This window comes from Achromobacter xylosoxidans (genome assembly GCF_014490035.1).
GTDB lineage: Bacteria > Pseudomonadota > Gammaproteobacteria > Burkholderiales > Burkholderiaceae_B > Achromobacter > Achromobacter bronchisepticus_A.
On sequence record NZ_CP061008.1, the window covers coordinates 2461099 to 2473441 of the forward strand.

11 protein-coding genes are annotated in these 12343 nt (G+C 68.1%); 7 read left to right on the forward strand and 4 right to left on the reverse strand.

Annotated elements, in window-relative coordinates:
- Nucleotides 1-10 precede the first annotated feature (10 nt).
- From IAG39_RS11570 to IAG39_RS11580, 3 genes are read left to right on the forward strand one after another with little or no spacing between them, the layout of a single operon-like run.
- Nucleotides 11-1117: a methionine ABC transporter ATP-binding protein gene (locus IAG39_RS11570; protein WP_118934753.1), complete on the forward strand. Its 1107-nt coding sequence runs from the start codon at nucleotides 11-13 to the stop codon at nucleotides 1115-1117.
- Nucleotides 1098-1754: a methionine ABC transporter permease gene (locus IAG39_RS11575; protein WP_059372625.1), complete on the forward strand. Its 657-nt coding sequence runs from the start codon at nucleotides 1098-1100 to the stop codon at nucleotides 1752-1754. Before IAG39_RS11570 ends, IAG39_RS11575 begins: the two co-directional genes overlap by 20 nt.
- Before the next feature lie 54 nt (nucleotides 1755-1808).
- Entirely contained in the window at nucleotides 1809-2999 is a 1191-nt protein-coding gene (locus IAG39_RS11580; protein ID WP_118934755.1) for a trans-sulfuration enzyme family protein, read from the forward strand.
- Here IAG39_RS11580 and IAG39_RS11585 read toward each other — a convergent pair.
- Nucleotides 2974-3435, reverse strand: a complete 462-nt coding sequence (locus IAG39_RS11585; protein WP_165867970.1) for a hypothetical protein — start codon at nucleotides 3433-3435, stop codon at nucleotides 2974-2976. The two genes, IAG39_RS11580 and IAG39_RS11585, sit on opposite strands and share 26 nt — an antisense overlap.
- 187 nt (nucleotides 3436-3622) lie before the next feature.
- Here IAG39_RS11585 and ppk2 point away from each other — a divergent pair, with 187 nt between their 5' ends.
- Nucleotides 3623-4891, forward strand: a complete 1269-nt coding sequence (gene ppk2 / locus IAG39_RS11590; RefSeq protein WP_187774098.1) for a polyphosphate kinase 2 — start codon at nucleotides 3623-3625, stop codon at nucleotides 4889-4891.
- A gap of 4 nt (nucleotides 4892-4895) precedes the next feature.
- Here ppk2 and IAG39_RS11595 read toward each other — a convergent pair whose 3' ends face one another.
- From IAG39_RS11595 to IAG39_RS11605, 3 genes are read right to left on the reverse strand one after another with little or no spacing between them, the layout of a single operon-like run.
- The gene (locus IAG39_RS11595; RefSeq protein ID WP_059372634.1) at nucleotides 4896-5249 is read right to left on the reverse strand and encodes a DOPA 4,5-dioxygenase family protein; all 354 of its coding nucleotides are present in this window, start codon (nucleotides 5247-5249) and stop codon (nucleotides 4896-4898) included.
- 19 nt (nucleotides 5250-5268) lie between these two features.
- On the reverse strand, nucleotides 5269-5631 hold the full coding sequence (locus tag IAG39_RS11600; RefSeq protein WP_059372849.1) for a translation initiation factor Sui1: 363 nt from the start codon (nucleotides 5629-5631) through the stop codon (nucleotides 5269-5271).
- A gap of 57 nt (nucleotides 5632-5688) precedes the next feature.
- Nucleotides 5689-8385 (reverse strand): LuxR C-terminal-related transcriptional regulator, encoded by a 2697-nt coding sequence (locus IAG39_RS11605; RefSeq protein WP_223283496.1) that lies wholly within the window; start codon nucleotides 8383-8385, stop codon nucleotides 5689-5691.
- Between the two features lie 181 nt (nucleotides 8386-8566).
- On the opposite strand from IAG39_RS11605, the gene IAG39_RS11610 reads away from it, so the two are divergent.
- From IAG39_RS11610 to IAG39_RS11620, 3 genes are read left to right on the forward strand one after another with little or no spacing between them, the layout of a single operon-like run.
- Nucleotides 8567-9790, forward strand: a complete 1224-nt coding sequence (locus IAG39_RS11610; protein ID WP_118934597.1) for an ABC transporter substrate-binding protein — start codon at nucleotides 8567-8569, stop codon at nucleotides 9788-9790.
- Complete coding sequence (locus tag IAG39_RS11615; RefSeq protein ID WP_118934599.1) at nucleotides 9787-10863, forward strand: alcohol dehydrogenase catalytic domain-containing protein; 1077 nt, start codon at nucleotides 9787-9789, stop codon at nucleotides 10861-10863. Before IAG39_RS11610 ends, IAG39_RS11615 begins: the two co-directional genes overlap by 4 nt.
- Nucleotides 10864-10867: 4 nt before the next feature.
- A complete protein-coding gene (locus tag IAG39_RS11620) occupies nucleotides 10868-12301 on the forward strand; it encodes an aldehyde dehydrogenase family protein (RefSeq protein ID WP_187524048.1) in 1434 nt (477 codons plus the stop codon).
- The last annotated feature ends 42 nt before the right edge of the window (nucleotides 12302-12343 follow it).

Below are 12343 nucleotides of genomic sequence, written 5' to 3' on the forward strand. Positions count from 1 at the left end.
GAGCCGGGCAATGATGCAACACGAATTCTCCATGGCCACGCTGACCGATGCCGCGCCGCGAACCCAGGCCGCAGATGCGCACATCGTGTTCGAAGGGCTGCAGAAGCGCTACGAGGGGGCGCAGGGGCCGGTGGCCGCGCTGTCCGACGTGTCGTTCGCCATCGCCCGCGGCGAGGTCTACGGCATCATCGGCCGCAGCGGCGCGGGCAAGTCCACGCTGCTGCGTTCCATCAACATGCTGGAGCGGCCCAGCGCCGGCCGCGTGCTGGTGGACGGCGTGGACGCGGGCGGCCTGGACGAAAACGCGCTGGTGGGCCTGCGCCGCCGCATCGGCATGATCTTCCAGCACTTCAATCTGCTGTCGGCCAAGACGGTGGCCGAGAACGTGGCCTTGCCCTTGCGCGTGGCGGGCGTCAAGCCCGCCGCGGCGCGGGCGCGGGTAGAGGAACTGCTGGAGCTGGTGGGGCTGCGCGACAAGGCCGACGTTTATCCGGCAAAACTGTCCGGCGGCCAAAAGCAGCGGGTGGGGATCGCCCGCGCGCTGGTGCATGAACCGGAGATCCTGCTGTGCGACGAAGCCACGTCGGCGCTGGACCCGGAAACCACGCAGTCGATCCTGGCCTTGTTGCTGGACATCAACCGCAAGCTGGGCCTGACGGTGGTGTTGATCACGCACGACATGGCGGTGATCCGCGAGGTCTGCCACAGGGTGCTGGTGCTGGACGGCGGCCGCAAGGTCGAGGAAGGCGAGGTCTGGCGCGTGTTCGGCAATCCCCAGGCCGACGCCACGCGCGCCTTGCTGCGGCCCTTGCAGCACGACTTGCCGCCCGATCTCGCCAGCAGGCTGGTGCCCGACCTGCAGGGCCGCGCGGGCGTAGCCGTGCTGCGGCTGCGCTTTACGGGGCAGGGGCGTCCGGACGGCGTGTCCTTGCAGGCGCTGGCCGCGCTCGGCCCCGGCGCGACGCTGCTGCACGGCGGACTGGATCGCCTGCGCGGCCATGCGCAGGGCAGCCTGCTGGTGTCCGTGCCCGCGGGCGCATTACAGGAAGAGGCCGCGCGCGCCGCGCTGGTGGCCGATCAAATCAAGGTGCTGGGTTATGTCGCTGCCAATGCTTGATAAATACCTGCAGGCTTTCCTGCAGACCCTGGCGATGGTGAGCGTGTCCGCCGTCATCGCCATCGTTCTCGGCCTGGCGCTGGCCGTGGTGCTGACCGTCACCGCGCCGGGCAATCTGTATCCCCGGCCGCGCTTCAACAAGGTCCTGTCGGTGACGGTCAATACCTTCCGCGCCATCCCCTTCATCATCCTGCTGGTGGCGATGCTGCCGTTCACGCGCTTTCTGGTGGGCACCACACTGGGCACCTGGGCCGCCATCGTGCCGCTATCGGCCAATCTGGTGCCGTTCTTCGCGCGCATCGCCCAGGTCAGCCTGAACGACGTGGATCACGGGCTGGTGGAGGCGGCCAGGGCCATGGGTTGCCGCCGTTGGCACATCGTGCGCCACGTGCTGTTGCCGGAAGCCTTGCCGGGCATCATCGGCGGCATGACCGTCAGCGTCATCGCGATGATCAACGCTTCGGCCATGGCGGGCGCCGTAGGCGCGGGCGGCCTGGGCGATCTGGCCATCCGCTACGGCTACGAACGCTACGAGACCCGCGTGATGTTCGAGGTGATCGTGATCCTGATCGCGCTGGTCTCCATTGTGCAATTCACCGGCGAATGGCTGTCGCGCCGCGCCGACCACAAACGCTGACTCCACGCCGGGGCTGCGCGCCCCGGCCTTACCCGAAAACACAGGAACGCTGAAATGTCCGACTCCTCGCAACACGGTTTTGCCACGCGCGCCATCCACCTGGGCTATGACCCGCTGGACGAGCAGGGCGCCCTGGCTCCGCCGCTCTATCTGACCTCCACCTACACCCAGGACAGCATCGAATCCTTCGACCAGATCCGCCTGGGCGAAAAGCAGGGTTACGTCTACGGCCGCACGCGCAATCCGACGCAGGCGCTGCTGGAAGAGCGCCTGGCCTCGCTGGAAGGCGCCGAGGCCGGCGTGGTGACCGCCTCCGGCATGGCGGCGATTTCGGCGACCCTGTTCTCGCTGCTGCAGAGCGGCGATGAAATCGTCGTGGACCAGATCGTGTATGGCACCGCCTTCACCCTGTTCACGCAAGGCCTGGCGCGCTTTGGCGTGCGCGCGGTGTTTGCCGATTTCACCCGCCCCGAGACCGTGGCGGCGGCCATCGGCCCCAAGACGCGCGCGGTCTACTTCGAGACGCCGGCCAATCCCAACCTGCGCCTGGTGGATATCGCGGCGGTGTCCGCCATTGCCCGCGGCAAGGGTCTGCTGACCATCGTCGACAACACTTTCGCAACGCCGGTGCTGCAGCGTCCGCTGGAGCATGGCGCCGACGTCGTGCTGCATTCGGCCACCAAGTACCTGGGCGGCCACGGCGACCTGCTGGCGGGGGCGGTGCTGGGGCGCAAGGAACACATCGATGCGATCCGGCTGCAAGGGCTGCGCTACTTCACCGGCGCGACCTTGTCGCCCTTCACCGCCTTCCTGGTGCTGCGCGGCATCAAGACGCTGGAGCTGCGCGTGGCGCGCCACAGTGAATCCGCGCTGAAGGTGGCCAAGCTGCTGCGCGAGCATCCCGCGGTGGCAGACGTGTTCTATCCGGGCCTGGCGGATACGGCGGGCGCGGAGATCGCGCGCCGCCAGCAATCGGCCGGCGGCGGCCTGGTCGCGTTCGAACTCAAGGGTGGACTGGCGGCGGGGCGCCGCCTGCTCAACAGCCTGAAGCTGGCGCGCATCGCGGTCAGCCTGGGCGATCCGGAAACCCTGATCCAGCATCCCGCGTCCATGACGCATGCCAGCTACTCTGCCGAGGACCGCGAGCGCTATGGACTGTCCGAGGGCTTGCTGCGGCTGTCGGTGGGCCTGGAGACGCCCGAGGACATCCTGGCCGACCTCAAGCAGGGCCTGGATCGGGCGTAGTGGCCACGCGCCGCCACGCCACCCATTCCCCATGGTCCTCGAAGTTGCGCGGCCCGCGCGCGGCCGCGGCCAGCCCCGCGCGCAGCGCGCCCATGTCCAGGCCCGGCATGTTCCGCAGCAGGGCGGCAGGCAGTCGTTCGGCGTCGAGCGTGGCCTCGTCGAATTCCATGGCCATCAGCCCGCCGCCGTCGCTGGGTACGCGCAGGAACCACAGGCCTTCCATGTAGTCGCCCGACCAGGGATCGGGAAAGACGGCCTGCGTGTAGCGGAAGCCGAATTCATGGATGTCGCTCCAGGGCCAGAATTCCTGCTGGCCCAGGGCGCGCGCCAGTTCGCTGCTGCGCGTGAAACCGGCTTCATCGAAGCTCACGGTTTCGCGCAGGGGATCTTCGGGCGGCGTCGGGCCGGCTAGCAGCCGTTTGATGAATGACCACATGGCGCAGGGGCGGGTGTAGGGAGGCCAGTGTAGCGGCCTTCGTTGCTGCAAAAATGTTACAACGTTTGATCAAAGTCAAATCCGCGGGGCAGGGCTCGGAGTAGCGTTTGCGCTTTTCCCGACTGAGGCCGCAGGCGCAAGCCTGGCCGGCGCGGACAGGACGATCAGCGCAGCGAGGACAGGATCGATGACAGACAAGACCCCCCCAGCCACCGAACAAGCCGTAGCCGACACGCCGCGCAAGCGCGCGGCCAAGCGGACCGCCAGCGCCTCCAAGAGGCCGGCGGTCAAGACGGTCGTCACGCCGGTAACCACCAGCCGCAGGCCGCGCGCGGCCAAGGCGCCTGCCGCGGTGGATCCCGCGGCGGGCGCTCCCGCGGCGGGCGATCTCGCGGCGGGAGCGCCCGCGCCGGTTGACCCCGTATCGGCCGCCGCCGCTGCCGAGCCGGCCCTCGATGTGCGCAAGCGAGTCGTCGCCCGCCAGGACGCCGCGCGTCAGGAAACCGTCGCCGTGCTGGCCGACATCGCGCGCCGCTACAACGTCAGCGCGCCGGCCCAGGCGCGCGAGGCGCTGCGCTCGGTCATCGAGGAACTGTCGCCGGACGATGCGCAGGCCGTGCACCGCGCGTTGCTGGAAGCCAATTCGGCGGCGCCGCGCACGCGCCGCAATCCCGACGATGAGCTGGCCGCGGACTGGCGCGAAGGCATCTATCCCTATCGCCACCGCATGCTGCGCCGTAACTACGAAAAGCAGAAGTACAGCCTGCAGGTCGAACTGCTGAAGCTGCAGGCCTGGGTCAAGGCCACCGGCCAGCGCGTCGTGATCCTGTTCGAAGGCCGCGACGCCGCCGGCAAGGGCGGCACCATCAAGCGCATGATGGAACACCTGAACCCGCGCGGCGCGCGCGTGGTCGCGCTGGAAAAGCCTTCCGACACGGAAAAGGGCCAGTGGTACTTCCAGCGCTACGTGCAGCATTTGCCGACCGCGGGCGAGATCGTCATGTTCGACCGCTCCTGGTATAACCGCGCCGGCGTCGAGCGCGTGATGGGCTTTTGCACCCAGAACGAATACCTGGACTTCCTGCGCCAGGTGCCGGATTTCGAGCGCCACCTGGTCAGCAGCGGCATCCACCTGATCAAGTTCTGGTTCTCGGTCAGCCAGGAAGAACAGCGCCGCCGCTTCCTGCAGCGCAAGGTGCATCCGCTCAAGCAGTGGAAGCTCAGCCCGGTGGACCTGGCCTCGCTGGACAAGTGGGACGACTACACCCGCGCCAAGGAAGCCATGTTCGCGCATACCGACACGGCCGACGCGCCCTGGGTGGTGGTCAAGTCCGACTGCAAGAAGCGCGCGCGGATCAATGCGATGCGCTACGTGCTCAGCCGCCTGCCATACGAAGGCAAGAGCAGCGATCCCATGATGGCGCTGGATTCGCTGATCGTGGGCCGCGCGCTGTAGCGGTTCAGGCGCCCAGCGCCTGCAGGTTCAGGGTGTGGCTGCGGCCGATCCACACGGCGCAGTCGCGGTGGTCGCGCAGGGAGTCGCCGGTGTTGGGATGCATGAAGACATCCAGCGCTCCGTGGTGCAGCGTCAGCCAGGTGGCGATCTCCGCGAAGCGCTCGGGCGTGAAGGCAATCTGGTAGCTCCACTGGGGATGCGGGCCGACGGGGCGCTCATGGAAGCGCCCCAGCTCCATCTGGCCGGCAAAGCGCGCGGCGATCCGTTCGCGCAGGGCGTGCGCGGCGTCGCGGCTGGCGGCGTCGAAATACACATGGGCGTGCCAACTGGCGACGGCGCTGGTTTGGGATTCGGTCATTGCTGTTGCTCCGTCGGTGTCAGCCGCCCGCGCGCTTGGCGCGGATGCCTTGTTTTTGCAGGGTTTCCATGACGCGTTCGCAGTGGTCGCCCTGGATCTCGATCACGCCGTCCTTTACCGTTCCGCCGGAGCCGCAGGCGTTGCGCAGCTGCTTGCCCAGCGCGTTCAGCGCCGCGCCGTCCAGCGCCACGCCCTTGACCACGGTGACGCTCTTGCCGCCACGGCCCTTGGTTTCGCGCGACACGCGGGCCACGCCGTCGCCGGCGGGGGCCGCACGGGCGGTCTGCTTGCACAGGCACTGCGCCAGCGGCTTGCGGCATTCGGGGCACATGCGGCCGCCGTCGGTGGAGTAGACCAGGCCGCCTGTAGAACTGCTTTTCATGATGGACACGCGCAAAAGTCCCTATCTTAATCGCCGGCAGGCCAGCCAGTCCCGGCCCTACAGCAGACCGGCTTCGCGCGCCAGGGCCACGGCGCGGGTGCGGCTGTCGGCGCACAGTTTTACGTTCAGGTTGCGCAGATGGGTGCGCACGGTGCTTTCGGACACGAACAGGCGCTGGGCGATGGCGTTGTTGGAATGGCCGTCCGCAACCAGGCGCAGCACGTTCAGTTCCTTGGCTGTCAAAGCCTCGGCCGGCGCGCGCTCGGCGGCTGGCGTGGCCGGGCTGGAGTCCGCGGGCATCCCGGCATGGCGTTGGAAGCGGTTGAGCCAGGCTTGGGCCGACGCGCAGCCATTCAACCATGCGCAGCCGTCTGTCGACGAAAAGAAGCGCGGCAGCAGCGAGAGAAAGGCGCCGCCTTCGTCAGCCAGTACGCGGCATAGCCCCTCGGCCTGCGCGGTGTCCAGCAAGGTTGCCAACTGCTGGTGGGCCTGCGCCTCTTCGCCTGCGCGCGCCAGGGCGACGGCGCGGAACATTTGCAATTTGTAGGCGCGCCGGATGCGGCGGGACGATACGGCGCACGCAATGTCGGCATCCAGCTGGCGCAACGCATCCTCGGGCTTGCCCGTGTAGGACTGCACGCGCAGCATCCCCAGCCGCGGGTACAGCAAGTCGTTGGAGGGCAGGCGCAGTGTTTCGATGCGAGCCCACAGATCGTTGTCTTCCGCGCGTTTGAGCTCGTCCTGCGCGGCCTGCGGATGTCCTTGCAGCAGCAGCACGCGCGCGCGCTCCACGCGCGCGCTGCCGGCGATCCGGGGCAGGCGGCGCTGATGGCCGAGGTATTCCAGTTCGCCCAGCAGATAGAAGGTCTGCACGATGTCGCCCGACAGAAATGCGATGCGCGCCAGCATCACATAGCCGAGTATCAAGTGGTCCGGGTGTCCCGTGTCCCGCCCAAGAGGCACGTAGACGCGCAACAGCCGGGCGGCCTGCTCCAGATCGCCGGCTTCGTAAACCCCGGCCGCGTACAGCACGCCGGCCCAGGCGTTGCCGTTGGCCTGGCCGTACGCGCCCTTGCGGGTGGCGTGGACGGCCATGCGGAAATGCGCGCCAGCCTGGCGCATGCGCCCCTCCTGCAGATCGATGATGCCTTCCACCGCTTCGGAGTACATCTGATTGAAAGCGCTGGCGGCCAGGCTCTGCGCGCGGCGGGCGGCGTCCAGCAGCCGTTGCGCTTCCTGGTAGCGGCCAAGCACGGCGGCGACGTTGGCCATGGCGTTGGCCAGGGCGGTTGCCGCGAAGGTGGACGCGTTCGCCGCCGCGGCGATGCCAGGCATGCCTAGCGCGTAGGCCTCTTCGTGGCGGTCGGTCATGGAGAGCAGCAAGGGCCGCAGCGCCTGCACGTGCGCGCGGACGTCGGGATCGGGGCTGCGGGCCAGTCTCAACTCGTCCAGCTGCAACGATGCCTCGCTGGCGCCCCGGGTAAAACAGGTTGCCCATACCTGCACCGCCTGCAGGGCCGGGCGGCGGGCCAGGACGGCCGCAGGCAACTGCGCGAACCAGCGGGAGAGCAGCCGCATGCGCCCCTCGGCCAGCAACGCTTCCGCGTTTGTACCCAGCAAAGCGAGGGCGTGCTCGAAGTCGCCGCCTTCGATGGCGTGATCGATGGCAGGAACGGGACGGCCTTGCTCGGCGTACCAGCGGGACGCCGCCAGATGCAGCGCGGGGATGTCCGCTGGATCCTGCTGCCGCAGTGTGGATTGCAGATGGCTCGCGAACAGGCCGTGGTAGCGGTATTGAGCCGCGTCCGCGGAGGAGCGCGACAGCAGGACCTGCCCGTCCTCGAGTTCGCGCAGGATGCGACCGCAGTCCAGGTCCGGCAGCAACGCTTGGCATAGCGCCGCGTTCAGTTGCTTCAGGATGCTGGTACGCAGCAGAAAGCGCCGCAACTCGGGCGTCTGTCCGGCAAGAACATCCTGGGCCAGATAGTCGGAGACGGACTGGTCGCTGCCCGAAAAGCGTTCGATGAACGCCGCGGCGGAGTCCTGCCGCGCCAGCGAGGCGCAGGCCAGCCAGAGCGCGGCGATCCAGCCTTCGGTCTTGTGGTGAAGCTGGCCGATTTCGGCGCGTGTGACCACAGGGTTGCGCCGGGCAAAGAACAGGGTGGTCTCCTCCAGCGAAAAGCAGAGCTGGGCAGCGTCGATTTCGAGCAGCCGGCCGTCGGCCCGCAAGCGTCCCAGTTCCAGGCCGGTGGCATGGCGCGAGCCGATCAGCAGCCGGCCCTGCGGCGGCAGGCGGTTGATCAGGTTCTGCACGAAGTCCAGCACGCCTGGCGCGACGATGGCCTCGAACTCGTCCAGCACCAGCGCAAAGGGAGCGGTCTGTGTGGCGATGGCTTCGATGAGGGCGAGCGCCAGCGCGTCGTCGGCCTCCAGGTCGGCCAGCGCCCCGGGCGGCGCGGCCAGGGGCTCCAGCGCGGCGGTCAGGCATCGCAGAAAGCGCGGCAGATCGTTATCGCCGCGGTCCAGCGTCAGCCAGGCGCCGTGCACGGATTGCGCGCTCAACCGGGTCTGGCACTGAGCCAGCAGCGTGGTCTTGCCGTAGCCGGCGGGGCCGCGCGCGAGGACGACCCTGGGGCTGCCGGGCGCGCAGATTTGCGCGCACAGCGATACACGCGGGATATGGTCGGGGTGGGCAGCGGGGACGCCGAGCTTGCCGCTGGCCAGCGCATGTCCGGGCGAAAACATAGGGCGCATGATCTGCCTGTTGGGTGAGGAACGATTGCGCGCCGCCGGCTCGGGGAAACCCGCAAGCAACACGAAAATCGTCGCTTTGGACGAAGCTGAAAAATGCGTGCCTACGATACAAAAGGACTCGTGCCGGGGCAATAGGCCAGTTGCTGCGCAAATGGCGTTTACTCATAACGGAGACATATCGATGGCAATCGTGAAAACGGTGTACGCGTTGGCGGGCGCCGCACTCGTTGCAGCAGGCGTGCAAGCGCAGCCTGCCGGCGGCCCAGTGAAGATCGGCGTCATGGCGGACATGAGCTCGGCGTACTCCGACATCGGCGGCAAGGGGCTGGTGGAGGCCGCGCGCATGGCCGTGCAGGATTTCGGCGGCAGCGTGTTGGGCCAGCCGGTCGAACTGGTGTACACCGATGGCCAGAACAAGGTCGACGTCGCCAGCGCGGCGGCGCGGCGCTGGTTCGACCAGGATGGCGTGGACATGGTCACCGATCTGCCCACGTCGGCGCTGGCGCTGGCCATCAGCGAACTCGGCCGCGAGAAGAAAAGGATCGTCATGGTGACGAGCGCGTCGACGTCGGAGCTGACCGCCAAGGCGTGCTCGCCCTATACCGTCCACTGGACCTACGATACCTACGCGCTGGCCAACGGTACGGGCGCGGCGGTGTCCGCGCAGGGCGGCAAGAAATGGTATTTCATGACCGCGGATTACTCGTTCGGCTACGCGCTGCAGGCCGATGCCTCCGCGGTCATCGAGAAGAACGGCGGCAAGGTGCTGGGGGCGGTGCGGTCGCCCCTGAATACGCCGGACTTCAGTTCCTATCTGTTGCAGGCGCAGGCTTCCAAAGCGGGCATCATCGGCCTGGCGCTGGGCGGCAACGACGTCATCAGCGCGATCAAGCAGGCGGCGGACTTCGGCATTGGCCGGCCGGGCGGCCAGCAGAAGCTGGTGGCGCTGCTGGCGTTCCTGTCGGACGTGAAGTCCATCGGGCTGCCCTTGGGCCAGGGGCTGCTGTTGACCGAGGCGTTCTACTGGGACCAGAACGACGCCACGCGGGCCTGGTCGCAACGCTTCCAGGACAAGGTCGGACGCAAGCCGACCATGACCCAGGCCGGCACCTACGGCGCGGTGCTGCATTACTTGAACGCGGTCAAGGCGGCCGGCACCAAGGACGCCGACGCCGTCATGGCCAAGATGCGGGAGACGCCCATCAACGACTTCATGACGCGCAACGGACGGTTGCGCGCGGACGGGCGGGTGGTGCGCGACATGTACCTATTCGAAGTGAAGAAGCCGGAGGAATCCCGCAGCGAGTGGGATCTGTATAAGCAGGTTGCGGTCATCCCGGGCGACGTCGCATTCCGGCCAGAGGACCGCGGCGGCTGCCCCTTGATCAAGCAGGTGATGCGATGATCAGCTACGACGTAACCGCCTTTGGCCAGCCGCTGGTCCCGATCGAGCGCCCGGCGCCCGAACCGCGGGGAGCGCAGGTATTGCTGAGGGTGCTTGCCGCGGGCGTGTGCCACACCGACGTGCATACGTGGGAGGGCTACTACGACCTGGGCGGCGACAAGCGCCTGCGCGTGGAGCAGCGCGGCGTCACGCTGCCGTTGACCCTGGGCCATGAGACGGCAGGCGTGGTGGTCGCCGCCGGGCCAGACGCGAATGGGGTGACCACGGGACAGCGCTATCTGGTGTATCCGTGGATCGGTTGCGGCGACTGCAAGGTCTGCCGGCGCGGGCGCGAAAACCTGTGCGCCGCGCCGCGCTTCCTGGGGATCTTCCGGCCGGGCGGCTATAGCGACCACATCCTGGTGCCGGACGCCCGCTACCTGATCGAAATCGGCGACCTGCGGCCCGAGCAGGCCGCGCCTTACGCATGTTCGGGCCTGACGTCCTATAGCGCCATCCGCAAGATTGCGCCGGAGGTGCTGCAGGCGGAGGCGGTCGTGGTGGTCGGCGCAGGCGGCCTGGGCCTCATGTGCGTGAGCTTGCTGCGCGCCTTGGGATGCCCGCGGGTGATCGTGCTGGAACCCGATGGCGCGCGCCGGGGCGCCGCGCTGGCCGCTGGCGCCAGCCTGGCCGTGGACGCGCACGCCGCCAGCGCGCTGGACGAGGTTCGGCGCGCCGCGGGCGAGGTCTGGGCGGTGATCGATTGCGTGGGCGCGGCAAGCACGGTGAAGCAGGGCATGGATCTGCTGGCCAAGGGCGGGCAATTGATCCTGATCGGGCTGTTCGGCGGAGAGTTGCCGCTGTCGACGGCCTTGGTGCCCATGCGCGCCATCAGCATCGAAGGATCCTACATCGGCACGCTGGCCGAACTGCAGCAACTCATGGCCTTGGTGCGGGAGCGTGGGCCGCGCGCCATTCCGATTTCCTGCCGCTGCCTGCAGGAGGCTCAGGCAGCGCTTCTCGATCTGGCGGCCGGCCGCGTGGTGGGGCGCCAGGTCCTCTGTCCCGATCAACCCAACGCGAAACAGGCATAGAACCATGCAGCTGAATCTGGATTCCGGCTATTCCATGACGGTGGATGGCCGCGCGGAAACGTCGGTGCAAACCTTCGATGTGCTCAACCCCGCCACGGAGGAACGCATCGCCACCGTGCCGGACGCGTCGCTGGCGCAGTTGAACGAAGCAGTCGCGGCCGCGAGGCGCGCCTTTGCGCCATGGAGCGAGACGTCCCTGGCACGGCGCCAGGCCGCGCTTCTTGCCATGGCAGACAGGCTGGAGGAGTACACCGAAGGCTTCATGCGCCTGCTGACGCGCGAGCAGGGCAAGCCCCACGCCGACGCGCGCGCCGAGGTCGGCCGTTGCGTCGCCTGGCTGCGCGCGACCGCGGCGCGCGATCTGCCTGCGGCGCGGCTGGACGACGGCGCGGGCCGCGTGTTCGAGACGCGCCATGTGCCTATCGGCGTGGTGGCGGCGATCGCACCTTGGAATTTTCCGATGACGCTGGCCATCTGGAAGATCGCCCCGGCCTTGCTGGCGGGCAACACCGTCGTGTTGAAGCCGTCGCCGTTCACGCCGCTGACTTCATTGAAGATGGGCGAGCTGTTTCGCGACCTGCTGCCGCCAGGCGCGCTGAACGTGGTGTGCGGCGGGGACCGGCTGGGACCTTGGCTGACCGAGCATCCGGGCATCGACAAGATCGCCTTTACCGGCTCGACCGCGACGGGCAGGCGCGTCATGCAGAGCGCATCCGGCAGGCTCAAACGCATCACGCTGGAGCTGGGCGGCAACGATGCGGCCATCGTGCTGCCGGATGTGGACGTGCGCGACACGGCCGCCAAGCTGTTCTGGGGAGCATTCCGCAATTCCTCGCAGTTCTGCCTGGCCACCAAGCGGCTGTATGTGCACGAATCCATCTATGACGAGTTCGCCGCGGCGTTGGTGGAACACGCCAGGGGCGTCGTCATGGGCGATGGCGCGCAGCCGGGGACCGGTCTGGGGCCGATCCAGAACCGTCCGCAGTACGAGCGGGTCAAGGATCTCATCGCCGACGCGCATCGCAACGGCGTGCGCTTTCTGGCGGGCGGCGATGTGCCCCAGGGCAAGGGCTATTTCGTGCCGGTCGCCATCCTGGACAATCCGCCGGACGACGCGCGCAGCGTGGTGGAAGAGGCGTTCGGACCGGTGCTGCCCTTGCTGAAATACCGGGACATCGACGACGTTGTCCAACGCGCCAATGACTCCGACTACGGGCTGGGCGGGTCGGTATGGTCCAAGGACCTGGCGCTGGCGCGGTCCATCGCGCGGCGCCTGGAAACCGGCACGGTATGGATCAACCATATCCACGCCATGTCGCCGGACGTGCCGTTCGGCGGCCGCAAGCAGTCGGGCCTGGGCGTGGAGAACGGGTTGGAAGGGCTGCTGGAATACACCAGCGTGCAGACGGTGGCGGTGTTGGCGGACGATGGCGCTTGAGCGTTATGGAATGCGGCCGGGACATGCGTAAGCGCCCCGGCG

Coding starts and splice junctions, on each gene's coding strand:
- IAG39_RS11570 (WP_118934753.1), top strand. CDS start 11: ATGATGCAACACGAATTCTCCATGGCCACGCTGACCGATGCCGCGCCG.
- IAG39_RS11575 (WP_059372625.1), top strand. CDS start 1,098: ATGTCGCTGCCAATGCTTGATAAATACCTGCAGGCTTTCCTGCAGACC.
- IAG39_RS11580 (WP_118934755.1), top strand. CDS start 1,809: ATGTCCGACTCCTCGCAACACGGTTTTGCCACGCGCGCCATCCACCTG.
- IAG39_RS11585 (WP_165867970.1), bottom strand. CDS start 3,435: ATGTGGTCATTCATCAAACGGCTGCTAGCCGGCCCGACGCCGCCCGAA.
- ppk2 (WP_187774098.1), top strand. CDS start 3,623: ATGACAGACAAGACCCCCCCAGCCACCGAACAAGCCGTAGCCGACACG.
- IAG39_RS11595 (WP_059372634.1), bottom strand. CDS start 5,249: ATGACCGAATCCCAAACCAGCGCCGTCGCCAGTTGGCACGCCCATGTG.
- IAG39_RS11600 (WP_059372849.1), bottom strand. CDS start 5,631: ATGAAAAGCAGTTCTACAGGCGGCCTGGTCTACTCCACCGACGGCGGC.
- IAG39_RS11605 (WP_223283496.1), bottom strand. CDS start 8,385: ATGCGCCCTATGTTTTCGCCCGGACATGCGCTGGCCAGCGGCAAGCTC.
- IAG39_RS11610 (WP_118934597.1), top strand. CDS start 8,567: ATGGCAATCGTGAAAACGGTGTACGCGTTGGCGGGCGCCGCACTCGTT.
- IAG39_RS11615 (WP_118934599.1), top strand. CDS start 9,787: ATGATCAGCTACGACGTAACCGCCTTTGGCCAGCCGCTGGTCCCGATC.
- IAG39_RS11620 (WP_187524048.1), top strand. CDS start 10,868: ATGCAGCTGAATCTGGATTCCGGCTATTCCATGACGGTGGATGGCCGC.